Below are 22,043 nucleotides of genomic sequence, written 5' to 3' on the forward strand. Positions count from 1 at the left end.
GTATCGAGGAGGGATTACATGTTCAGTTTACCAAACAACGCAACAATTATCGAGGTCGGCCCGCGTGATGGCCTGCAAAATGAAGCAGCGCCCGTCAGCACCGAAACGAAACTCGCCTTTATCGGCGCACTGCAAGGAGCCGGCGTCTCCGAGATGGAATTGACATCGTTCGTTTCACCGAAATGGGTGCCACAAATGGCTGATGCGAAAGAGATCGTCGCCCGTGCCGAAAAGGTCGGCCGGCAATTCGTCTTGACGCCGAATGCCCGCGGGATTGAAGCTGCAACAGAAGCAGGTGCAGACGCCTATGCTGTATTCGTCGGAGTGTCGAATACATTCAATCAGAAGAACATCAATAAATCCACACAGGAAAGCATGGATGCACTCGAACCGCTTATCAAAGATTTGAAAGTGGAAGGAAAGTTTGTTCGTGCTTGTATTTCAACAGCTTTCTACTGCCCGTTTGAGGGGGCGATCGATCCGAAAGAGACAATCGAACTTTGCCGACAATTCGTTGAGCTCGGCGTCGATGAGCTGAGTGTGGCGGATACGATCGGCATGGCGAACCCGAAGGAAAGTTACGAGCTATTCGCTGAGCTGAAAAAAGAATTCCCGGATACATTAATCTCCGCCCACTTCCATGACACACGGAAAATGGCACTGGCAAACATTTCCGCTGCTCTACAAGCTGGTGTCGACCGATTCGACTCATCGGCAGGCGGACTCGGCGGCTGTCCGTTTGCTCCTGGCGCAACTGGCAACGTCGCAACCGAAGATGTCGTTAACATGCTCCACCGCATGGGTGTCGAGACAAGCATCGACGTCGACGCACTGTGCGAAGCGGTCGCGGAGATTGAATCGCATCTATCCGGTCCAGTGCAAACTGGGATGTATACACTTTATAAAAACCGGAAACCAGCAGAAGCTTAAGGTTTCTTCTAGATAAAAAAAGCGACCGAACGGGTGATTTCACTTGTCCGGCCGCTTTTTCTAATTTGAAACAAAAGAAGCTGTCCTAAAAATCATATGCATGATTTTTTAAGACGGCTCCTTTTTTTAAAAAAATTATTTCTTCTCTTTCACTTTTTTAGTTCCAGATGTAGATGCTTTATTCATTTGAGTCATCATTTGATTGATTTTCTTCTGCGACGGTTTTTGTCCCATTTGCATCATCCGTTGTTATATCAATGTTTGTAAGTAGTTTAAATCCACTATTTCTGTTTAGAAAACTATACCATTAGGATTTTAATTTGTCTATATCCTTAACCAACTTCTAGGATTTATGCTTTAAGGTGTGTGATTAATAAGGGGGTGTTTTCCCCGATTTAATGAATAGCAATCCTAATAAGCCATTTTGTGATAAGTCGTGCATGACTACAGATACAGCCATTCCCTTAATGGTATAAACATTATTGATTTTAAACTGCTCTCTCGCTTCAGGAGTATCACGCACATCAACAAAGAAAGCAATTTCCATCATTTGCAGAGCAAAGGCATCATTTAAGCTACGTTCCCATTGTTTCATAACTCCATGAATCAAATAAGGATCGGAATAAGCGTCTACATAGATTGGTCTTCCTAACTCATCAAATCTATCAATGACTCTTCCTAAGAAATCACGAACCTCTATAGAAACGTTGCAACTAGTCATAGTAGCACGATATTTATTATGGCGTGGCGTTTTGACTTCTTCATTAACAATATACAAATGTCCTCTATGCTCAACATAATCCCCTCTTCTAAATGGCTGCAAGGAACTGATATGACGATTCTCTACCATCCCTAAATAGGCAGTAGCAATAATGGCTTTCTGCGGTTCACCATTAATCAATACAGTTTCAGAAAGAGAATCAAATGTATCATTAATTAAAGTGTAATTCGTTAATAGATTCATCGTTCTCCCCCCTTAATTAAATAGCATGAAGAAATCAGATTGATTATTGTCTGTTCTCATGCCACGAATTTTCTTCTCTAGTTGATCTATGCGGTCTGTTAGATTCTCATGGAACTCTGAAACCGTCATATCATCCAATTTAACGTTACGCATCATTTCAGGGTTGTTAGCGACTGACTCCAATGTAGATAATGCAGTTTGGAAAATAGCTTTCTTAGCAGAAGGAGATTGAGCATTATATTCCTCATGCGGTTGCAATCCGTTTTCCTGTAGATAGATAATTAGTTCCTGCTGCGATAGAGCAATCCCCTTTGTTTCCATTTCTAAGCGTTGAATATTTTTCATTTTATCTTTCCTTTCTATAGTTGGTTGAAAACGAGCATAAGAAAAAGCCACATCATTAAGATGTGACTCAAATTCATTAGTCTAATAGAGGTAATAGCTTTCTCAAGTCAGTAAGAGCTTCCCCAAGAATTTCATTGTATTCATCGTAATCAATGCTATTGTCGGACAAAGTACTATATTGTGATAAGAAATTATCTATTAGTATCCTTTGATCTTTATTCCCGTATTTAAAATAAGGCGATAAAGTCGCACTAAGAACATAATATCCCATTCCTACACTGTTAATAGTATCAGCATCAATTAAACCATCCAAACCGCCTCTATCTTCAATATTTAAAGCTTTCCTACATGTAGCTTCCATAAATAAAGCATTTTCACGAGCCATTAAATTCACCTCCTCTCATTTTCAATTACAAAAATTTAAAGAGGTAAAATTAATCTTGAAAGCTCGTTAAGATTCCATTATCAAAATACAAATATATCCCATTGTCATATACCCATTGCTCACTTACAGTTGATTGAGTCACAGTTCTATTAATCTTATTAGGTTTTCCTAGTGTAGATTCCAATACTTGATCGGTGGTCATTCCGATTCTAGCTTTAAATTCTGATGCGTTTGCTTTTTTATAAGCATCTTCCCATACAAATAATCTGATTCCCTTATCATTTAAAAACTTAGTAATTTCTCTTGATCGGATACCTTTATATGGTGGTTTTACATTTGTATAAAGTTTTTGATATGCAGCAGGACTATCTTGATTCATTAGAAGGTTTACATATGCGTCTAATGCTAATACCTCTTGACTGTTAGAAAGATAACCACTTGTACTTATATATCCTAGTTTGGTAGTAGGCTTAAAGTTTTCATCCATATTTTCTATATATTGATCCAGATTGCTAATTGCTTCTTGTTCATATTCGTATTTGGCATTTTCAATATAGTCTTTTGTTTCATCATACATATATTCTTGCGTAAAACTGCTTTGATCTCGCAAATATTCTTCTAAATCATCGTCTACAGAATTAACAATTGCTCTATTATATATGTCGGCTAATTCAGTATCGTTTTTATGAGCAATTTCACCACTTGCTACTTTGTCATTATAGTCTTTGAAAAGTGTTAATTCATGACCACGTTCTAAATACTCTTCGTATTCAACAAGTAACTCTTGAGTTATGTCAGAATTACCTACTGAATTTTCTTCTACTGTATTAGCTTCCTCATCACTACAGGCAGATAAGAAAGCTACAGATAATACAATAGTCAAAACACCCCTTTTAACCATCAGATTTCCCCCCATTTATAATTGATAATTAAATTGTACCATTACTATATAACCACTCGATAGGGGGGAGCAGGGAATTTTCTAAATATTATGTGGGTGAAAAATCGTGAGTGGTGGGCGCACTGTTTTAGCTTTTGGGGCATCGTGTGAATAAGAAATGTATAAAAATATCTCTACTTCCGATAACTTACCTTATGTCAACTTAAATGAACGTCTAAAACCTTGATATGACTCAGTTTGTATATATTGATGTATTATGCACTCTAAAGTCACATGAATAACAGGATTTAAATATGCGATTATTTGTATATATTATGGTATTTCTATACATTTAGCAGTTTATAATATTTATTCTCTATTTCCACCGAATAAAGGTTATATAATTCACATTATGACACCTTTTTATAATTTCGATCTCTCAATTGAAGTTTTTAGATACATGAAATTTTCTTCCAATATAATGGAAAAGAGTGCAAGGATCATTTTCCCCTGCACCCCTTTTTTAAAATTTTTTTTGGAATCGGCTTCTCATATAACAGAGAAAAATTTCTGATATTACCACTAATCTCATCCTCCCCTATTTTCCCCATGTTTCCTCATAATCGGATGAACAGTAAACTTCATCTATCCTCACCATATTTTCATACCATTAACCAAACACTTCACTACACTAAAGTATCTGATTCACTTCAAATATATTCTCAGGATATTTTCAGGATATTTTCATATTTTTTTCAGAGATGATCTAATTCTATTATCAAATCTGAATGGGTTCTGCTTTCCCATCTACTTCAATAGCCTTTCCATCTTCCTCTAACTTCATTCTCTCAATCTCCTGCATTACATCAGTTGTGTAAGGCGAATGTTCAAGCAAGCTCTCCATGCTGATAGCGTTCATAGCTCTAAGCTCTTTCAAGTCCTTCACTCTCTCGCTCTCATTAGATGGACGGTTATAAGTAAAGAGTAACGAAAGAGTAGCATACTGTTCATCTGTGATCGTCACGCCTTTAAAGCTCAATAGCTTGCGTACCTTGTCATAACGCTCCATCATACCATCACGCAAATAGCTTTCATTCTCTGCTGCTTTCACTTCTGCCAAACTGAATAGCATCTTAATACTAACCTCTGATAGATTGCTCACATCACTCTTATTCATAGAGACAGCAGGAGTAGCAGATACATCTAATAGGCTCTGATTCAATTGGTTATATAATGTTTCAAATGCGTTAATGTCCAGATCATTACTCTTAAAATCAAATGTTGAGCCATCATCTAGCACTAATCCACCGCCGATAATCTCTTTAGGAATACCCCCTGTAGTTAGACGTTGCCCTGTGATAACTGGAATCCCCTGAAAATGAGTATAAGTAGCATCGACAGTTTTCGACAATAGCAATTCCATATTGTCTAAGATGCCAATGAAATCATCTAATACGCTTGATCCCTCAATGTCTGAGTATTCGTTATGAGTATGATAGTGAATAGGTAGTCCACTCAGGTTAGCAAATTGATTTACAAGATTAACTTTCCCACCCTCATTAGTATATTCTTTAACTACATCCTCTTCATAAAGTGTGTAGTAAGAAATCCCATCAAATACAAATGACTGAACAAAAGCGATCATTTCATTTTGGTGATTGTAGATAGGCGTTCCTTCGTCAGAGGGAATAATTTTAGAATCAATATATCCTTTCTTATTATAGTAGACATATTCAGCACATGAACCGAATTTGAGAAGATTGGAAAGGATTTTCAAGTTTTTAGCATTATACTTTCCTAGCTTATTTACCTTATTCAATTCATCAATCATCTTCTCATTGCCAGTAAGTACAATGTCATTTTTTAGAAGAAATTGCGTATGGAATTGCAATAACGTCTTTGCGGTCTGCAATACAATCTTTCTAGGCGTTACCAATTCACCGTTATACATAAATGAAGGTAAGTTCTGGACGTTATGATAACCCATTAGATAATCCTTTTTGGCTTCTACATTTAATAGTCGCTGCTGATTGGCAACGCTGTTCACTTCTTCAATAAACCAATGCTCATTATTTCTATGTTTGACTTTAATATATTCTTCTAAATTCATTTGAACACCCATCTTTCTATTTTGGTGTATGTCCAAAAAATTAGACATACCACTTTCCTTCTCCCATTGCTACATTGGCTAACATCATGCTAATTACTAAATCGTCCTTATTTTTTTCCCCACGCTTGTTCCCTAACTTGCCATCTTTTTCGACAAAAATCGTCATTTGTTCCAGCAGTGTTTTACACTCTATATTTATCATGCCTGTTTCAAAGTTCTGTCTGAAATTAGAAATGGCTATCTTTTTAGAGCTTTCTGTAGTAAGGAATCCTAGCTTTAATTTCTTCCGTCCACGTTCATCAAAAGACTTCATTTTATACAGGTTCATATATTCATGGACTTCTCTAAGTTGCTGCAATACGACTGATCCATAACTGTTTCTCTCTACACAAAGAAAACTGTAGTTATAATATCTGCCAATTGTATTGATGATTTCAGCAAATTCATGAGGACTAACTTTATTTGAGAAGAATGCTAAAACTTCCTGTCCATCGTCATTCAGCATACTTAGGGTTGAATCATCTCCCCCAACACCAGCAGCCACATCAATTCCTGAGTAGTAGCGTTTACCACGCTTAGGCAAATGATAAATTTCTAATCCACGACCAATAAAGCGATAAAGTGATTGAGGGATTTCCTCTTCAACTTCATCACGCTTCAACGGCTCTATAATATGCTCCATGCGCTCCAATACCTTAGATTGCTTAAATAAGCCATTTCCTGACGCTACAAAAGCTTCATATAGATTGGATGGGTATTCCTGGTGGAACTCTTCTAACTCCATATCAAGTAGCTTAAAACGTCTCCACATGAGGGAACGAATAGCGCACCCTTTTTCATGGAGAATCTTTTCATCTTCTTCAAAATCCTTAGGTGACATTCTAGTACCGCTATTGGTTGATTTAAACCATGCTTCGGCTTCGTCCATTTCTGTTTTCCATTGCTTCAAGTACAATCTATGATAGAAAGGAATAAAGTACATTTTGAAACGGCTCTTCCCTTTATCTGCGTTCATGCAAAGCTCATGAAAAGAGTTCATCCCTTTTGCTGTAGATTCTATAATCAATCTGCTGTGCTTTCCTTTGGCAAGTGATTGAATAACTGATAGCAACTGCCTATCAATATCATTGTAAAAAGCAAGCTCTGACAATAGGCAGAAGTCTATTGTAATTCCTCGGCCAATATCCTTATCCCCTGCCGTTGTGGATGTGATACGTGAACCATTCTCAAAGAACAATTCTGATCTGTTCTCACGCTTTACTTTAGGGAAAGCATTAGGATATTTCTTTCTCGGCAAAGTAGAGTTCATATCTTTTAATTTGTCGAACAAAGATTTAGCGGAAGCACCTAAATAACTGACAATCAATATATTTTGATTAGGAACGGTACAAGCAAGGTGTAGAGCTTTCGCAAGCATGTAAGTTGTAATCCCTGCCTGACGACTTTTCGGCACAACTAAAAATTTGTTATATTTAAGCAAGTTCTCTATATCTAACTGAGCTTCATTTAAAGTAAACTTCTGACGCTCACCATCATTATTCTGTATCTCTACAAAGTTCTTAGCGAACAACTCAAAGTCATTCATTACGGTTTCTAGCTTGTTTGTCGGTTTCTTTTCTATAGCTACTACCATCTATTACAACTCCAAATCATCAAATGAATTAGAATCAGATGGTTTAACATTGCTTGCTGCCTTATTGAAAGAGCGAATTTCTTTCTGAATCTGCAAGAGCAGTTTAATGCTCTTTTCATCTGCATCTTCCTCTTTTGCTCTTTCGGCTGTATTGGTATAGACTACTTCCAAATCATTAGCAAACTTTGATTCTAAATACAGAGAAAGCAATTGCAAATACTGCGGTGTCCGTTCCCATTTGATGTATTCATTCATAGACTTCACCTGAAGCTTATCCATAATTTCCTCAGCCGTTTCTTTCTCTTTGGTCTGGTTATAGCTAATGTCATGCTTCCACGTAAAATACAACCGCTTTTTCCATGACACTTCTTTTAGTGCTTCATAAATATTCATACTGATCTTCTCCTTTAGATTTTCTGCACAAAAAAACCATCAAGCAGTATGCTCAATGGTCTGTCCAAATCCTTTTGGTTTTTCTTCTTCCTCTTCTAATAATTTTGCTTCAACATATCTGTCGTACATGGTTGCAAATCGCTTTTCTAAATTTGTAGTTTCTTCTTCAATAATAGAGAGTTGCGATTTACTCAAGTAAGCTCTCAACAGAATACAGACATTTAAAAGGTAAAATTCTTTAGAAAGATATTGGGAATTTTTATATTTTTCTTTCTTTTGCTTGTCTTGAGCCAATGAAATGAAATTGTTGCACCATGCTCTATTTACTTCTTGTTCATCAAGCTCTCTAACTACCTTCTTATTTACGACATCTACAAACAGGCGTTCAAATTCATAGTCAATTTCTTGATCCTTTAAGTGCTGTTTCACGATTTTATTACATTCTCTTAATTCCTCAGAGTGAAAATTATTGAAACGTCTGGCGTTCATATAGTCTTGATATGCTACTTCTTGTTCCTCAACTAAAATCTTAATGTCCGCTTTCAATTCCCTATATTCAATGACATCAACGACTTGTACATTGCCGTCAATTTTTCGGAAATAGTACAGAGGTGTAATTTCAATTCTGTTTTGCTTCTTTAAGTGGTTAAAAGCATTTCTAATAATATCTACGTTTCTACTGTTAATGACTGAATTGATCTCCCTAATAGTCTTATTAATAACCTTTTCAGTATTCTCTCCTAAATTGAACGAATATAATTCCTTCATTTCTTCAAATGCTGCTTTTAAAGAATTGTCGTCTAATTTTGGCAAACCGATTAAGGAAGTCCATCTAGTAATGCTAAGAGTATTAGTTTTGATTTTCAACAACCGATTGAACACATATTCAATCATGATATTTCCCTCTGGAGTAGAAGCAAAAGAATTATAATTAAAAACCCTTTCTGTCTGAATCTCTTTTTTCCCCCAAAGGATATAATGTCTGCCTTTACCCTTGCCCTCTACTTGCACATTATGATAAAAAGTTTTTAATTTTGCTATTAAAGCTAAGATAGCTCTATCGCTAAATTCGCCTGTAACTTTATCCTTAGTGCCATCAAGTGCGCCATTCTTTTTCCATTTGGCAGTATTAAACTCATTGCCTTCAAAACCGTACTCCATTGTAAGTAAAATTGCTTCATACTCTGTAAGTGTAATTTTCTCTATAAGTGTCATTCTATAAGTCCTCTCAATTCTATAAGTTAATTTTGTTTTGCGTCCACTTCTCTAAAAGCAGGGACAACGACTCGTTTTGCGTAAACACCCAAAAAGTTTTTTTCGTTTCTGAATGAGCCATACAATGAACAGGAATTTGCCCATTTTCTAATAGATACTTCATTTGTTTATAGCTAAAACAATTATAATTTTTCATATAAGATTCCCTTCCATTTAAAAAGTTTAAAATTCCTACAACCTTCTTATAGATAAATATATATATTCTATAGGATAGTTGTAGGAATTTATTATAAAAATAAAAAACCTACGTGCGTAAGCACCAACTGGCGATTGAGTAGCGTAGCGAAACAATTGCTAGTTGCAAGATATTTGATAGTATACATCATTCTCCTGAAAACTCCAAAAGCATAAAATTATGCACCGTATTCATCTAGTGCCTGTTGAAGTTGTGAAGATTTCTGATACAGAGTAAAGGTTTCACCATTCTTAATAGACTTAGCTTTAAAGATATAGTGGAAACCTTGATCTCTAAGATAACAACTCATAGACTTCTTATAGCAAAAGAAAAAATCCTTATCACTCAGTTGCTTCATTGCGATTCTCCTTTCATGTGAGTTGAAACTTTAACTTTATCCTTATAGACGAAAGCATAACTAAAAGACTCTTCAATTTTTGTTTTCGTCAGTTCATGCCATTCAAGCTTTTCATTCTCTAATTTCTGTATTTCAGTAAATTCGCCTTTAGGAAGCTCAACCTTAAAGCCGACTGTTTTACTTAACCAATCTAAATCTACTTCCTGCTGATCCCATTTAATAGAACGACCAGTTTCAATAAATTTAAGCTTGTTGTTTTTCCTGTTAAGGACAATAGAAGCGTCTAAATTATTTACCTCCTTAAAGTAATACATATCTGCAATATGGGTTCTCTCTAAGACTTCTGCAAAATGGCTCATTCCTAATAAATCTAAATGATCCATGAAAATATATCGGTATTCCTCAGGATAATAACCTTTAAATCCTGAATCCACCGAAAGCAGAAGCTTAATTAAATCATCGGACAGTCCTTCCGTTTCCATGCCTAATAATGACCACAACATTATGAAGGTACTCATAGCAAATTTTTTATTATAAGTATCTCGGCTAATGTTCAGCAGGTTATTGATATTGGCCGAATCAGGGTTTTTATAACTGGCTGCGTCAAGCATGGTTAAATGATTGCAGTAGGTATAGCCTTTAACTAGAGCGAGATCAACGCCTATAGATTTACGCTTATCCTGTAAATTCAATGCTGATACTTTACTGAATGAATAGAAATAATTAATCTCATAGCCAAAAACGTGTTTCAATAAAGCACAGGATAATAATGAATCAAGATCATTTGTTAAAGTTAAATTTCTGTCTTGCTTTAGGGTTGCCCATTCAGGTATCAATTCTAGTAATTCTTGTTTCATAAATAATGATTCTTCAAAATAATTTTCCTTAGGTAAAGCTTCCTTTTCCTCAAAGGTTTCTAAAAACCAGTAAAATAGTCAACGGTCTGACTGCTTACGAGAAAAAGGAAAGCTAAGTTGAGTGAGTCATTTTTTCACTCCTTCTCATATGGGATTTTCTTTTATGTGATTAATAGTTCTCAATGAACTGCTTATAAAGAATTTGCTTATTGATGTCTAAATTAGCTTTGTCATTCTCAAAGAGTGAGAGCATTGCAATAGAACAGTCAATAAACTCCGCAATTTCTCTAAGCTTAATTTGCTTTTTTCTTCTAAGTAAAAATAGCTTTTCTTTTTCCATCTTCTTTCCCTCTTCTCATTTAAATTTTTGACTTCCATTTAAAAATAGAAAAGACACTCACCGTTAAGGCAAGTGTCTTATATGATTATGCTTCTGTTACTTCAAAAGATGCTGCTGCTTTTTCGTTCAATAGGGAAATACCTAGTTGAGTCTCAAGGAATACAGATTGTTTAGAACCTGATACTGGCTCAACTTGACCATGCAAAGGAATTAGGACAGGCATTTCAATATATTCAGGGTTAGCGATGAACATTTTGCCTTTACCTAATTCCTCTGTAAGGCAGAATGTGACCTGCCCATAGACCGTAGAGTAAACATCTGCGTCAAAGCCCATGAATTTCTCACGTGCAAGGTGAACAACGTTAGCAGAATCAACAAGATTTTTCTTCATAGATGCAGGAAGGAAAGCAATCATGTTGTCAGAAACGCCAGCATCATATAGTTTTTCTACAACTGATTCAAAAGCAGCGTCATCAAAGAAACCGCCTTTTAGTTGATGATCTGCGTCAATCTGCTCAAGAATACCAGAAGTGTGATAAGTACCTGTAGAAGCGTCATAAGAGCCTTTTCCGTGGATTAGCTTATTTTCTACACGCCGTTTAATAGCCTTAGTTTTAGAATCTACTTCTTTAGCAAGCAAATCACTAATACCATGATGGCTAGAGTATTGAGCAGTGTTAGAAACTGTTGCAGTATTTGCGAATAGCTCTAAATAAATCTGCTTTAGTTCCTGACCGTCTTTAGTATATTCAGGAGCATCTCCGCCCTCCTGTAGCGTTACGGCACTGTCTGCAATTTCTGTTTGAATCCAGTTATAAACGGGAGCAGTTGCTTTTACCTGTTTTGAAAGCAAGAAAGTTGTAAATGGGTTCTGTTTTTTATTTACCTCTACTAGCACGTCACGCAAATCAATTACTTTATCTTCTACTTTAAACATTTAATATTCCACCTTTAGGTTTTAGTTTTAGTCAATTTAAAAAGCACTAATCAGCGGTTACCGAAAAGTGCTTTAATCATTGATTTCGAATCTCCATTTTGTTTAGCTACTGTATATGAATCTTGCTTAGTGTTATCGGTTGGTTGATAGGAAAGAGAAACTTTCAGATCGTTGACAATTGCAGAGAGCTTTTTGATAGTCTCTTTTAGCTCTTTTTCATCGGCTATTGATACAACTTCCGCAAACTGCACAAGTCCATTTTCTTTAAGCTCTGCTTTTACCTCACGCTGAAACAATTCTTTTTCACGCTGTTCTAATTGCTTATGAGCTTCTTCCAGTGGATCAACTTCTGCTGGTTCTGTATCAACAGTTTCAGTAACACCCTCATTTTCTACTGCATCTGTTTCTGTAGTTTCAATTACTGGCTCTGTTGCATTTTCCATAATGATTCTCCTTTTTCTTAATTAAATTTGACTTGAATTAGTTGTCTCGCAACTACTGGCTTACCATAAATACCGCTAAACTCAAAAATAAAATCTGAGTCAGCCGTGTAATTGTAGTCATAATAAAAAGACCCTTGAGATAAATCCTAACCCGTTCGGTTCACTGGTACAAAAACCCGAATAACATCTGAAATCGCAAAGATTTTAGCAACAAATAATCACAACTTTATAACAACAAATAGTACCTCAATTCGTACAGGTTTAATCAACCTAATTAATGCGAATCGGCGGTGCTATTTTTCTCGTTCATTTTTCTCGCCTTTTTAAAATTTTTCATTAAGTAAGCTTCTTTTATTGAAAATTAAGGTAAAATGAGATCAAGGAGGAACTTAAATGGTAATATACCGTTTAAGATTTAAGAAAGGGGGATGTACTATGAAGCAGAAATCTAAATTATTCATTTCAATAATAGCGTTGAGCATCGGATTAATATCGGTATTTACCGTATGGTCTATTTCAGAAATAAAAATTTCTTATGATGAACCTCAGGAAGCATTATTGGCTGAGAATGAGGATGCAATCTTAATTCCCGCTTATGTAACGGAGGACAAAGCCTTATTCTACTTCATCACAGATTCAAACAACATTGGCGCAGCAAAGATTAACAAAGGACTATTTGGCTGGAAATCGGATTACCAAGTATGGAACGAGCCTATTGGAACTATATCTGACGAAAAGTTTAACGGATACCAAAAATATGGGGATGAAATAATATTTGGCTTGATGGAAAACGGCGAGGAACTTACAGTAATGGCCGATGATATACCTGCCAACAAAATCAACTTGAAAGGTTCTTTGTATGATGAGTCGATTGAGATGGAACTAGAAAATGTATACCTATGGTACTTTGAGTCAGACAATTTATCTCAAATAAATGAATTGAGTTTGATTAATCAGAATACAAATGAAGAATTAGACACTCACCTATATGAAAATTAAATCAAATCATTAACATCGCATTTTGCGATGTTTTTTGTTTGAAAACAAACGGTGGCTACTTAACAAAGTCTTTTCAACAAAAAAGCTTCACCAAGATTTTGGCAAAGCCCTCGAAGTTTTAACGTTTGTAAATAATGTCTTCCCACGTATACACCTTGTCAGCGATGCCGAGTCGTTGAGCTGGTGTTTTCTTCTCACCATTCGAATTGAACGGCATACAGAAGTTATAGTAAGTTCTCAAAATCGTGATGGCCATTTGTGAGTACCTCGGATTGAAGTTCGAATAAATATAACTCTTACCATCTCCACGTGCCGTTACAAGAGGTCTTTCTAAAATCGACAATCTACGCCTTACCGTTTGAAAGAACCCGTTTATCGCATTGTCATTCACTTGTACTAACAGGTCAGCCAGTTGCTTATCAGATAAACTCCACGTGTCTGTTAAAACATCCAAATGACGATGGCCACGATCACTTGTAGGAATTGGGTGTTTCAATGATTAATGGATTAGATTTAGTTCCAATTCCTAACATTTAATCACCTACAATACTTGCGGAATTTGAAGCTTATGAATAATTGTCAGTTCATCATCAGCCGACTCAAATGTAAAGCTAGTGAAGTTTTCAGTAGTAATTGCGTTAGCTCCAGTAGGTGAATCAAACACAACTGATTTCCCGACTGTTTGATTAGTGAATAAAGCGTCTGAGCCTTTGATAATGAGCTTGTATTCAATTGTTGGGGTGTTTGCACTTCCAGCGATTTCAAGGCCGTCAGCAATACCAAAACGCTTTAAAACTGTACCATCCGGCTTCCGCAACTCTAGGTATTTCCAATTTGCAATTACAAACTCTCGAATCTTTTGATAACCGTATTGATTGATTTCAGCCACAAAATGACCACCTTTTCATTTAAAGATTTTATTGAAAAATTTGATTGATAGACATAAAAAAAAGAACCCTAATGGCGTAAGGTTCTAAAAAATAAACTACAAAAAATTTGCATTACAGAATGAACTATAATGACTAAAGTTGAACAGAGGTCTTGACTCCTCTTTATTGTTCATTAGGTGTAATACGTAAATCAATCTGGAGGAGAGAATACGCATCTGAGGAGCAAAAAAGATTGACTTTTCACCCCTACACTAGTACCTAATTATACTCAAAAAGTGTTACGTTTTAGATTGCTTAAATCGCTTCCAATTGTTCTTTAGTTACCTTAGACTTTTCTTTCAAGCGTCTAAGTCTATTTTTGAAAGCAGATTCTTTCATATTCATCTGCATAGCAAAATATCTTTTATTAAATCCGATCAGATGACCCTTTTCATTAAATGTAAATGGTGCAATATTGATAGCGTCAATTTCCTTCTGTATCACATTCTTTAACATGCTATAGAAAACGGCTTGATTGCTAGTAAGATTGTCTTCATTCACCTGCAAAATATATTTGGCACTAGTTTTAATAAATTGTTGCTTGCGGATTTCTTCTTTCGTCACATAATACTTTTCGCCATTGATGTTATGGACTTTCGTTCCCAGCAACTTAGTAAGTTTACGGTCAACTTTCCTTTTCGTACTTATAGCAATAAAGCCTATAATTTCATCTTCTGATCTAGTTAGATCAACGCTCGACAGTACCTGATTCAATGACTCTAATATTAGAGGTGTATACTGATTAAGCAATTTGCTCTTTTCTCTATTAATTGCAGGGAGAATATTTCTAAACTCCATAAATTCATCATATACGTTCCCATAACCTATCTTATCCCATACTTTAGATGGTACTTTGTCAAAATCGTCTTTGTAGTAATGAAAGCCATGTTCTGCAAAAGTGCTATAAATCGTATGCAGAGCATCATCATCATATATTGACTGCTGGCTTCCTTCAAAAAGATACTTTCTTCGCATGCCATTAGCTTTTTTAGTGTACCTAGCTAACCAAATTCTAATATTGTATGCTAGTCGGTATTCAGCAGTATTTTTCTTAACAGTATACTTCGGTCGCCAACGATTAAATGTTAAAGTGTAATGTCCATCTTCCTCATTATAAAACTCTTGCTCGACTTGCTTGCAGATCATTGTAGTCTTAACCATTTCTGATTGAGCCAACTTCATTAATTCAGCAGCAAAATCATGTTCCCCTTGTTGATGCGCTTTAATCTTCTCTTTAAAATCCATTTTCATTCCTCTTCTCTTTTGTGTATATCCTCCAAAATAGAGGACTACCAAAAAGAACATATTATTATTATTCTACCCACCAACTTCAAATTCATCAACGTGATTTAGAAATATTTATCTTTATTTTCTTCTTCTTTCTCTTCTCTATCTCCAATGTCAGCATAAACCTCTTGTATTTTTCTTGCAATCCGTTCAATTGTTTCATCTGATAGCGCTTCTCTACCTACTCTTTCTAGTTGCTCTAAGTATTGTGGATTCTTAATAATTTTTGATTTCGACATATTCACTTCTCCTTCTTTTAAGTAAGTTATAATAATACATAGTGTTTAAATACATATTTTACCAATTAACTTACGTCTATCTTACTCTATTTCTTTAGGTGTGTCTATTCAACTACTGAATCCTGTATCTCACGTTCTAAATACCTCACATAAGCAGCAAGATTCTCTATGTTCTCTTCATTCTCCCCCTGCACCATTAACCCCCATAATTTCTCTTTAGCTTCCTTGATCTCACTTTCTAGCTTTTCTCTAGCGTTATATTCCTGCTCTAAGTTCCTCATGGTTATCTCCCTCCCTCTAGTTATCTTCATCCCTAAAATTCTTTTGTTTTCTTGCTCTATTTCACTTGACCTTTAACGCTTTTTGACAGCAGAGTTGGAGAAAAATAGGAAATTCGTAAAATTGTTGCCTTACTTTCAGACACAAATAAAGCTATGTCTGAAAGTAAAGCAGCAATCACGTTTTTAACAGCGTCATTGTGTCAAAATGAGGTTCGTCCGTCTTTGTCTAATTGGAAACTTTCGTTTCTTATATCCCCATCTGCTTACTGCCCACAGATGATTACAGGAGTATAATGCTAGTGCCGTAACACTTCAGTAAGCTCTCTCCTAGCCTTTAAAGGTAGCTACCACCCTTCACTGCTCACCGAGACAAAGAACGGCTAAAAGAGCAGTATATCCGTACTTATTGCATCGGGAACGGAAAACCCTGTCAATTTTAGATTAGTGTCGTGTTACTAGGCATTCCACGACAAGAACACTCCCGAAAAATGACATTACTTAATAAGCCTTGCAATATCACATTTTTTGCGATAATATTAAGGTACATTTTGAATACGGGAGTATTCTATATTTAGTTGGAAGATCAGTGATTGCCGTCACTGGTCTTCTTTTTTTGTGCAGAAAACTAATTAATCTTTTGTTGAAAATCTCCCCATGAGAGGACTGGAATTAATAGCTTTAGTAATCAATTGCTGATCGCTCATACTGTGCAAATACCGCTGCGTAACACTAATATCAGAATGTCCTAAGAGTCTCGACAAACTGTAAACATCCATATTAGTATTGTCTAACCATTGGACAGCATAGAAATGCCTGAATGTGTGCGGAGAAACCCTTTTCCCTTCCACCCCTGCCCTCTTACCTGCTTGCTTTACAACGCTGTCTAACGCCACATGAGATAGCCCACGCCCCTGATAAGAAAGAAAGTATTCGTCTGTAGTTTGTCTATCTTTGAAATTTTGTTTTCTCAGACGTTCATACTTGATAAGGATTCTTTTCAATGCAGGGCTGATGAAAATGATCCGTTCTTTATTCCCCTTACCATTTACAAGTATTTTAGTTTCACTAAAACTCGCTGTCTTCAATGTCCTCAATTCCATTGCTCTGATTCCTGTATCCGCTAGAAGCGCTATAATGGCTTTATTTCTCGCTTCTAAATACGTCTTATAAGAAAATGAATTAATCATGGCGTGAACCTCTTCCAGAGTGAACCCATTTAACACTTTCTCAGGCACTTTAGGAAGCTCCACTTTTTTAGCAATATTCTCAGAAAGATACTCTTCCTTTTCACACCAATTAAAAAATGATGCAATCATCTTAAACATGGAAACAATGCTTTGTGGCTGCAATCCTGCTATTTGCTTTTGTCTTACATAGGCTTTTAGATCATAGACCGTTACAGATTGAAGCTTAGTGATCCCCCTGCTTTCTGCTAGATAGGACTTCAACTGTTTTAACTCTTGCCTTTTGTTAATCATCGTTTTTGCAGTGAATCCCTTTGCCTGACAGAAATAATAATACTCATTGATTACATCTTCTAACTCCACGAAAAAAACCACCCTTCTGCTTAAGTTTCAACAGAAAAGTGGTTTTTTGAACTAAATACGAAAAATTAATCAACAAGCTAAATGAGTTGCAAAGGAAAATTCACCTCATAGCAATGAAAAAAAGAATCAATCAATAAATAACTTCATTTGATTCATCGACAAACCCTTTTAAAAATCGCTTAGAGAATCAGAAGAAGCTTGATGTATAAGGGTTTATCCCCTTACTTTTTCTCGCCTCTGACTTTTGCTTTCTTCTCAGGTTTTGTAGATGCTTTATTCATTTGAGTCATCATTTGATTGATTTTCTTCTGCGACGGTTTTTGTCCCATTTGCATCATCATGATACGCAGCATGTCTTCGTTAATCGGTGGGTTTTCTTCCAAATACTTCATCATGTATCGGCGGGAAATGAAAAAGCCGAGCGCAACACCCCCGAGTAAAGCGACAACAACGATCAAAATCCAAATCCATGTATCCAAAAAAGTTACCTCCCTCGTGTTGCATATATAAGTGCACCAAAGAGGATTATACTATAAAACCGCCTATCTGACTATAAGAAAAGCAAGCAACCCGAATTCCGGATTGCTTGCCTAAAGGTTGATTAATTTGCGAGCAACGCTTTTACTTTCTCTGCAACGTTGTTCGCTGTGAAGCCGAATTCTTCCATGATCTTCTCACCAGGAGCACTTGCGCCGAAACGGTCAATCGCAAGGATATCCCCTTCGTCACCCGTGTAACGTTCCCAACCGAACGAGGAGCCCACTTCGATCGCAAGACGTTTCTTCACGTGTTTCGGAAGGACGGATTGCTTGTAAGCTGCATCCTGCTTCTCGAAACGATCCCATGATGGCATCGAAACAACAGACACTTGGATGCCGTCTTCTGCTAGCTGCTTCTGGGCTTCGACAGCTAGGCTCACTTCAGAACCAGTCGCAAGAAGAAGTGCTTGTGGGTTTTCTACACCAGACACAGTGTATGCACCTTTGCTGACGCCTTCTTCAGCCAATTCGCCTGATTGCTCAAGGACTGGAAGATCTTGACGAGACAACACAAGAACTGTTGGTGTGTCTTTTTCAGTGATTGCGATGCGCCATGCAGCTTTCGTTTCGTTCGCGTCTGCCGGACGGATCAACCCAAGGCCAGGCATTGCACGAAGTGATGCAAGGTGCTCAACTGGCTCGTGAGTCGGTCCATCTTCGCCGACTGCTACACTATCGTGTGTGAAGACGTATGTGACAGGCAAGCCCATCAAGCTTGAAAGACGGATTGCCGGACGTACGTAGTCACTGAAGACGAAGAACGTTCCGCCAAATACACGTAGACCGCCATGAAGCGCCATCCCGTTCAATGCAGTACCCATTGCGAATTCCCGTACACCAAACCAGATATTGCGGCCGGCCGGGTTCGAAGCATCGAAATCGCCGCCGTCTTTGATCGATGTTTTGTTCGATCCTGCTAGGTCAGCTGAGCCACCGAAGAATGATGGAACAGTTTTTGCGATTGCGTTGATCATCTCACCAGAAGATGCACGTGTCGCCTGTTTCTTGCCCGCTTCGTATGACGGGAATTCCTTGTCGAAATCCTCCGGAAGCTCACCAGCGATGGCTGCTTTTAATTGGGCAGCAAGTTCAGGGTATGCAGATTCGTAGTTCTTGAACAATTCGTTCCAAGCTTCTTCCGCCTTACCGCCAAGCTCTTCGGTCGCTTGCTTGAACGTTTCGTAAACTTCTTCAGGCACATGGAAATCCTCGTCGAATGTCCACTTGTAATATTCTTTCGTCAATTTCATTTCAGCTTCGCCAAGGGGAGCACCGTGTACATCCGCTTTACCAGATTTGTTTGGTGAACCGTAGCCGATCACTGTTTTCACTTCAACCAATGTCGGGCCGCCAGTTGCATTCTTCGCTTCTGCAATCGCAGCCGAAAGCTCGTCAAGATCGTTCCCATCGTTTACGCGCAAGTAGTTCCAGCCGTATGACTCGAAACGTTTGCGAATATTCTCAGAGAAACTCTTGTCCAAGTCACCATCTAGTGAAATATCGTTACTGTCGTAAAGAACGACAAGTTTGTCCAATTGCAAGTGGCCAGCAAGTGAAATTGCTTCGCCTGCTACCCCTTCCATCAAGTCCCCGTCGCCACAAAGTGCGAACGTATGGTGATCGACAATATTGAAATCGTCTTTGTTATAAACCGAGCCGAGGTGACGTTCTGCCATCGCCATGCCGACAGCCATTCCGATTCCTTGTCCAAGTGGACCCGTCGTTGCTTCAACCCCAACTGTGTGGCCGAATTCCGGGTGTCCTGGTGTCAATGAGTCCCACTGGCGGAAATTACGGATTTCCTCCATCGGCAAGCCATAGCCGCTCAAGTGAAGCAAGCTATAAAGCAGCATTGATCCGTGGCCCGCTGAAAGTACAAAACGGTCGCGGTTGAACCACGTCGGGTTTTTCGGGTTGTGGTTCATATGTTTTGTCCAAAGTGAATAAGCCATCGGTGCTGCACCCATCGGCAACCCCGGATGGCCAGAGTTTGCACGTTCGATTGCATCGATGGACAATGTACGAATAGTCGTCACTGCCAATTGATCGGTATGGTTAGACATTAAAACATCTCCTCTAAAAGTAAGTATAATCCTTCTATAGTTTAGTCAACATTGCGTAAGAATACAACGAAAAAGGAGAATACGCATTAGTTCAAATACTTATTCTCCCGCTTGTTTTTAATTTTGTCCGGCGTAACGTCTTCACCCGTCGGATCGATCACTTTGACATTCTCGATCGTATCGCGCATCGAATTACGGAACGTCTGCAAATATTCTTCACGAAGTGCCGCTTGTTCTTGCACTTCTTCAGGCATCAGCCCTTCAGCTTTCGATTTTTTGGAAAGCTCATTAATTCGTTTGATCTTTTCTGGAGATAACATGAAACCCCGCCTTTCTATGCACTTATCGTACAAAAAAAGCGGGGTTTCCGCAATCATTCCGATTGCGCCATATTTTCATATTCCTTATAGCGACGATGGACGGTCGCTTTGCTTGCTTTATAGCCGAATCCTTGCAGTGTCACGGCAATCTCATGGAATGTCATGCCGTTCTGTTTCAGGTTCACGATCTGTTCCACCGGGAGGTCGAGTCGCTCGCGTCCGTCCGGATTCCCTTTGCCTTTCAAGTTGCGTTCAGGCTTATAGCCGTTCTCCACAGCTCTTCTCATGCCACGTTTGATCTTGGCGTTATGTATCTTACGCTGATACTCTTCAACGATCGCTAAGATCTCGAGCACCATGTCATCCATGTCGCCCAGTGAAATCGGTCCATCGTCCGACAATGCGAACACTTCGACTTCCTGTTTTTGCATGACATGTAAGAGTGCGATGCGGGCATGGCCGCGGCCGAGGCGCGTCTCATCCTGGATGAAGACCGCATCGACACGCTCCGCCTTGATGAAGTTCAGCATCTCGAGCAGTCCGTCACGATCCATCTCGTAACCGCTATGCTGATCCTCGAATACTTCCTTGACGGAAAAGCCTTGTGTTTTAGCGAACTTGGTCAGTTCTTCCCGCTGGCGCTCGAGCGAAGTCTCCTGCGTTTCTTTCGTTGTGCTCACACGGCAATAAAGGACGGCTCGCTTCATTCTGAATCACCGGCAAGGTGGACCGTCTCGTCCGGCGCAAAATCCAATTGTTCGCTTGGAATGGCGATCGACTGGCCTGCAGCGATCCGGTACGTATCTAAATCGTTCGTTTCCATGATGGTTTCGATCCATTCCTGGTGCGGAATATTTCCGCTATAGGATTCCGCTAGTGACCAAAGTGTATCTCCCTGCTCGATGTGGATATAGCTGACATCCATTTTTTCGCTATTATGAGAGAGAATCGTACCGAATGACAAGAGAAGGACAAAAGAAAATAAAAGGACGATAAAAGAATTTCTACGGATAACTGCCATAATAAATTACCTCCTTGGAATGTATGTTCGGAATGTATGTTCCCATAATAATACGAACAAACGTTTTTGTCAACGAGGAAATTCGAACCTATGTTTGCATTTCAATATCCGAGTTGGTATACTATAAATAATAAATATGACGTTTCAAGAAGAGGTGAATAAAATGAAAAAAGTATCCAAACGCCAAGAAGACATACTGACTTTCATAAAAGATGAGGTTCGCTCGAAAGGGTATCCACCGTCTGTCCGCGAAATCGGCGAAGCGGTTGGCCTAGCATCCAGCTCAACAGTGCACGGCCATCTAGCTCGATTGGAAAGTAAAGGCTTGATTCGTCGCGACCCGACGAAACCGAGAGCGATCGAAGTGATCGGCGTCGAAGATGAGATGGTCGAGAAGAGCGCAGTGATCCACGTTCCCCTCATTGGGAAAGTGACTGCCGGTATTCCGATCACTGCCATCGAGAACGTCGAGGAGTACTTCCCGCTGCCGCAAAACTACGGCAATGAAGACGACCAGATTTTCATGTTGGAAATCATGGGAGAAAGTATGATCGAAGCCGGAATCTTGAACGGGGATTATGTCGTTGTTAGACAGCAGCAATCCGCGAATAACGGGGACATCGTCGTTGCAATGACCGAAGACGACGAAGCGACGGTCAAACGCTTCTTCAGGGAAGATCATTATATTCGCCTCCAGCCTGAGAACTCCTCTATGGAACCGATCATTGTCGAAAATGTCGTGATCCTTGGGAAAGTTGTCGGTGTTTACCGTCAGATCCATTAAGCAAACAAC

27 protein-coding genes and 1 pseudogene are annotated in these 22,043 nt (G+C 38.3%); 3 read left to right on the plus strand and 25 right to left on the minus strand.

Annotation, left to right across the window (positions count from 1 at the left end; translation table 11 throughout):
• Positions 1-18: 18 nt before the first annotated feature.
• Positions 19-930 carry a hydroxymethylglutaryl-CoA lyase gene (locus tag GIW82_RS03500; RefSeq protein ID WP_154748506.1) on the plus strand — a complete coding sequence of 304 codons (912 nt, stop codon included), beginning with the start codon at positions 19-21 and terminating at the stop codon, positions 928-930.
• 135 nt (positions 931-1,065) lie between these two features.
• Here GIW82_RS03500 and GIW82_RS03505 read toward each other — a convergent pair.
• From GIW82_RS03505 to GIW82_RS03570, 14 genes and pseudogenes are all read right to left on the minus strand, one after another.
• Positions 1,066-1,173 (minus strand): annotated as a pseudogene (locus GIW82_RS03505) (YneF family protein); the annotation flags it as partial.
• 127 nt (positions 1,174-1,300) lie between these two features.
• The gene (locus GIW82_RS03510) at positions 1,301-1,894 is read right to left on the minus strand and encodes a hypothetical protein (RefSeq protein WP_154748507.1); all 594 of its coding nucleotides are present in this window, start codon (positions 1,892-1,894) and stop codon (positions 1,301-1,303) included.
• A 12-nt stretch (positions 1,895-1,906) separates the two neighbouring features.
• The gene (locus GIW82_RS03515) at positions 1,907-2,239 is read right to left on the minus strand and encodes a hypothetical protein (RefSeq protein ID WP_154748508.1); all 333 of its coding nucleotides are present in this window, start codon (positions 2,237-2,239) and stop codon (positions 1,907-1,909) included.
• A 76-nt stretch (positions 2,240-2,315) separates the two neighbouring features.
• Positions 2,316-2,624 carry a hypothetical protein gene (locus GIW82_RS03520; RefSeq protein ID WP_154748509.1) on the minus strand — a complete coding sequence of 103 codons (309 nt, stop codon included), beginning with the start codon at positions 2,622-2,624 and terminating at the stop codon, positions 2,316-2,318.
• A gap of 49 nt (positions 2,625-2,673) precedes the next feature.
• Positions 2,674-3,507 carry a hypothetical protein gene (locus GIW82_RS03525; RefSeq protein WP_230309159.1) on the minus strand — a complete coding sequence of 278 codons (834 nt, stop codon included), beginning with the start codon at positions 3,505-3,507 and terminating at the stop codon, positions 2,674-2,676.
• Between the two features lie 775 nt (positions 3,508-4,282).
• A complete protein-coding gene (locus GIW82_RS03530; protein WP_230309160.1) occupies positions 4,283-5,662 on the minus strand; it encodes a phage portal protein in 1,380 nt (459 codons plus the stop codon).
• Positions 5,655-7,247 carry a phage terminase large subunit family protein gene (locus GIW82_RS03535; protein WP_154748511.1) on the minus strand — a complete coding sequence of 531 codons (1,593 nt, stop codon included), beginning with the start codon at positions 7,245-7,247 and terminating at the stop codon, positions 5,655-5,657. Before GIW82_RS03535 ends, GIW82_RS03530 begins: the two co-directional genes overlap by 8 nt.
• Before the next feature lie 3 nt (positions 7,248-7,250).
• Entirely contained in the window at positions 7,251-7,640 is a 390-nt protein-coding gene (locus GIW82_RS03540; RefSeq protein ID WP_154748512.1) for a hypothetical protein, read from the minus strand.
• Between the two features lie 39 nt (positions 7,641-7,679).
• The gene (locus GIW82_RS03545) at positions 7,680-8,855 is read right to left on the minus strand and encodes a hypothetical protein (protein WP_154748513.1); all 1,176 of its coding nucleotides are present in this window, start codon (positions 8,853-8,855) and stop codon (positions 7,680-7,682) included.
• Between the two features lie 413 nt (positions 8,856-9,268).
• Positions 9,269-9,448 carry a hypothetical protein gene (locus GIW82_RS03550; protein WP_154748514.1) on the minus strand — a complete coding sequence of 60 codons (180 nt, stop codon included), beginning with the start codon at positions 9,446-9,448 and terminating at the stop codon, positions 9,269-9,271.
• Positions 9,445-10,305 carry a hypothetical protein gene (locus tag GIW82_RS03555; protein WP_154748515.1) on the minus strand — a complete coding sequence of 287 codons (861 nt, stop codon included), beginning with the start codon at positions 10,303-10,305 and terminating at the stop codon, positions 9,445-9,447. Before GIW82_RS03555 ends, GIW82_RS03550 begins: the two co-directional genes overlap by 4 nt.
• 169 nt (positions 10,306-10,474) lie before the next feature.
• Positions 10,475-10,645 (minus strand): XRE family transcriptional regulator, encoded by a 171-nt coding sequence (locus GIW82_RS03560; RefSeq protein ID WP_154748516.1) that lies wholly within the window; start codon positions 10,643-10,645, stop codon positions 10,475-10,477.
• A gap of 85 nt (positions 10,646-10,730) precedes the next feature.
• Complete coding sequence (locus GIW82_RS03565) at positions 10,731-11,582, minus strand: SU10 major capsid protein (RefSeq protein WP_154748517.1); 852 nt, start codon at positions 11,580-11,582, stop codon at positions 10,731-10,733.
• 50 nt (positions 11,583-11,632) lie between these two features.
• Complete coding sequence (locus GIW82_RS03570) at positions 11,633-12,025, minus strand: hypothetical protein (RefSeq protein WP_154748518.1); 393 nt, start codon at positions 12,023-12,025, stop codon at positions 11,633-11,635.
• Between the two features lie 435 nt (positions 12,026-12,460).
• On the opposite strand from GIW82_RS03570, the gene GIW82_RS03575 reads away from it, so the two are divergent.
• On the plus strand, positions 12,461-13,024 hold the full coding sequence (locus tag GIW82_RS03575) for a hypothetical protein (protein ID WP_154748519.1): 564 nt from the start codon (positions 12,461-12,463) through the stop codon (positions 13,022-13,024).
• Between the two features lie 118 nt (positions 13,025-13,142).
• Here GIW82_RS03575 and GIW82_RS03580 read toward each other — a convergent pair whose 3' ends face one another.
• The 11 genes from GIW82_RS03580 to yneA form a co-directional block, all read right to left on the minus strand.
• Positions 13,143-13,367, minus strand: a complete 225-nt coding sequence (locus tag GIW82_RS03580; RefSeq protein ID WP_154748520.1) for a hypothetical protein — start codon at positions 13,365-13,367, stop codon at positions 13,143-13,145.
• A gap of 198 nt (positions 13,368-13,565) precedes the next feature.
• The gene (locus GIW82_RS03585; protein ID WP_154748521.1) at positions 13,566-13,913 is read right to left on the minus strand and encodes a hypothetical protein; all 348 of its coding nucleotides are present in this window, start codon (positions 13,911-13,913) and stop codon (positions 13,566-13,568) included.
• A gap of 295 nt (positions 13,914-14,208) precedes the next feature.
• Entirely contained in the window at positions 14,209-15,198 is a 990-nt protein-coding gene (locus GIW82_RS03590) for a hypothetical protein (RefSeq protein ID WP_154748522.1), read from the minus strand.
• A 104-nt stretch (positions 15,199-15,302) separates the two neighbouring features.
• On the minus strand, positions 15,303-15,479 hold the full coding sequence (locus tag GIW82_RS03595) for a hypothetical protein (protein ID WP_154748523.1): 177 nt from the start codon (positions 15,477-15,479) through the stop codon (positions 15,303-15,305).
• A gap of 104 nt (positions 15,480-15,583) precedes the next feature.
• Complete coding sequence (locus GIW82_RS03600; RefSeq protein WP_154748524.1) at positions 15,584-15,760, minus strand: hypothetical protein; 177 nt, start codon at positions 15,758-15,760, stop codon at positions 15,584-15,586.
• A gap of 629 nt (positions 15,761-16,389) precedes the next feature.
• Entirely contained in the window at positions 16,390-17,307 is a 918-nt protein-coding gene (locus GIW82_RS03605; RefSeq protein ID WP_370455988.1) for a tyrosine-type recombinase/integrase, read from the minus strand.
• A gap of 221 nt (positions 17,308-17,528) precedes the next feature.
• Positions 17,529-17,786 (minus strand): YneF family protein, encoded by a 258-nt coding sequence (locus GIW82_RS03610; protein WP_154748525.1) that lies wholly within the window; start codon positions 17,784-17,786, stop codon positions 17,529-17,531.
• Between the two features lie 122 nt (positions 17,787-17,908).
• Positions 17,909-19,909 carry a transketolase gene (tkt, locus tag GIW82_RS03615; RefSeq protein WP_154748526.1) on the minus strand — a complete coding sequence of 667 codons (2,001 nt, stop codon included), beginning with the start codon at positions 19,907-19,909 and terminating at the stop codon, positions 17,909-17,911.
• An 86-nt stretch (positions 19,910-19,995) separates the two neighbouring features.
• Entirely contained in the window at positions 19,996-20,229 is a 234-nt protein-coding gene (locus tag GIW82_RS03620) for a DUF896 domain-containing protein (protein ID WP_154748527.1), read from the minus strand.
• 53 nt (positions 20,230-20,282) lie between these two features.
• Positions 20,283-20,936 carry a YneB family resolvase-like protein gene (locus GIW82_RS03625; protein ID WP_154748528.1) on the minus strand — a complete coding sequence of 218 codons (654 nt, stop codon included), beginning with the start codon at positions 20,934-20,936 and terminating at the stop codon, positions 20,283-20,285.
• Complete coding sequence (gene yneA, locus GIW82_RS03630) at positions 20,933-21,250, minus strand: cell division suppressor protein YneA (protein ID WP_154748529.1); 318 nt, start codon at positions 21,248-21,250, stop codon at positions 20,933-20,935. Before yneA ends, GIW82_RS03625 begins: the two co-directional genes overlap by 4 nt.
• Before the next feature lie 163 nt (positions 21,251-21,413).
• Between yneA and lexA the strand changes: the two genes are divergently transcribed.
• The gene (gene lexA / locus GIW82_RS03635; RefSeq protein ID WP_154748530.1) at positions 21,414-22,034 is read left to right on the plus strand and encodes a transcriptional repressor LexA; all 621 of its coding nucleotides are present in this window, start codon (positions 21,414-21,416) and stop codon (positions 22,032-22,034) included.
• Positions 22,035-22,043 lie beyond the last annotated feature (9 nt).

The sequence above is a fragment of the Planomicrobium sp. YIM 101495 genome (assembly GCF_009707665.1).
GTDB lineage: Bacteria > Bacillota > Bacilli > Bacillales_A > Planococcaceae > Planococcus.

Coding starts and splice junctions, on each gene's coding strand:
- GIW82_RS03500 (WP_154748506.1), top strand. CDS start 19: ATGTTCAGTTTACCAAACAACGCAACAATTATCGAGGTCGGCCCGCGT.
- GIW82_RS03510 (WP_154748507.1), bottom strand. CDS start 1,894: ATGAATCTATTAACGAATTACACTTTAATTAATGATACATTTGATTCT.
- GIW82_RS03515 (WP_154748508.1), bottom strand. CDS start 2,239: ATGAAAAATATTCAACGCTTAGAAATGGAAACAAAGGGGATTGCTCTA.
- GIW82_RS03520 (WP_154748509.1), bottom strand. CDS start 2,624: ATGGCTCGTGAAAATGCTTTATTTATGGAAGCTACATGTAGGAAAGCT.
- GIW82_RS03530 (WP_230309160.1), bottom strand. CDS start 5,662: ATGTCTAATTTTTTGGACATACACCAAAATAGAAAGATGGGTGTTCAA.
- GIW82_RS03535 (WP_154748511.1), bottom strand. CDS start 7,247: ATGGTAGTAGCTATAGAAAAGAAACCGACAAACAAGCTAGAAACCGTA.
- GIW82_RS03540 (WP_154748512.1), bottom strand. CDS start 7,640: ATGAATATTTATGAAGCACTAAAAGAAGTGTCATGGAAAAAGCGGTTG.
- GIW82_RS03545 (WP_154748513.1), bottom strand. CDS start 8,855: ATGACACTTATAGAGAAAATTACACTTACAGAGTATGAAGCAATTTTA.
- GIW82_RS03550 (WP_154748514.1), bottom strand. CDS start 9,448: ATGAAGCAACTGAGTGATAAGGATTTTTTCTTTTGCTATAAGAAGTCT.
- GIW82_RS03555 (WP_154748515.1), bottom strand. CDS start 10,305: ATGAAACAAGAATTACTAGAATTGATACCTGAATGGGCAACCCTAAAG.
- GIW82_RS03560 (WP_154748516.1), bottom strand. CDS start 10,645: ATGGAAAAAGAAAAGCTATTTTTACTTAGAAGAAAAAAGCAAATTAAG.
- GIW82_RS03565 (WP_154748517.1), bottom strand. CDS start 11,582: ATGTTTAAAGTAGAAGATAAAGTAATTGATTTGCGTGACGTGCTAGTA.
- GIW82_RS03570 (WP_154748518.1), bottom strand. CDS start 12,025: ATGGAAAATGCAACAGAGCCAGTAATTGAAACTACAGAAACAGATGCA.
- GIW82_RS03575 (WP_154748519.1), top strand. CDS start 12,461: ATGAAGCAGAAATCTAAATTATTCATTTCAATAATAGCGTTGAGCATC.
- GIW82_RS03590 (WP_154748522.1), bottom strand. CDS start 15,198: ATGGATTTTAAAGAGAAGATTAAAGCGCATCAACAAGGGGAACATGAT.
- GIW82_RS03595 (WP_154748523.1), bottom strand. CDS start 15,479: ATGTCGAAATCAAAAATTATTAAGAATCCACAATACTTAGAGCAACTA.
- GIW82_RS03600 (WP_154748524.1), bottom strand. CDS start 15,760: ATGAGGAACTTAGAGCAGGAATATAACGCTAGAGAAAAGCTAGAAAGT.
- tkt (WP_154748526.1), bottom strand. CDS start 19,909: ATGTCTAACCATACCGATCAATTGGCAGTGACGACTATTCGTACATTG.
- GIW82_RS03620 (WP_154748527.1), bottom strand. CDS start 20,229: ATGTTATCTCCAGAAAAGATCAAACGAATTAATGAGCTTTCCAAAAAA.
- GIW82_RS03625 (WP_154748528.1), bottom strand. CDS start 20,936: ATGAAGCGAGCCGTCCTTTATTGCCGTGTGAGCACAACGAAAGAAACG.
- yneA (WP_154748529.1), bottom strand. CDS start 21,250: ATGGCAGTTATCCGTAGAAATTCTTTTATCGTCCTTTTATTTTCTTTT.
- lexA (WP_154748530.1), top strand. CDS start 21,414: ATGAAAAAAGTATCCAAACGCCAAGAAGACATACTGACTTTCATAAAA.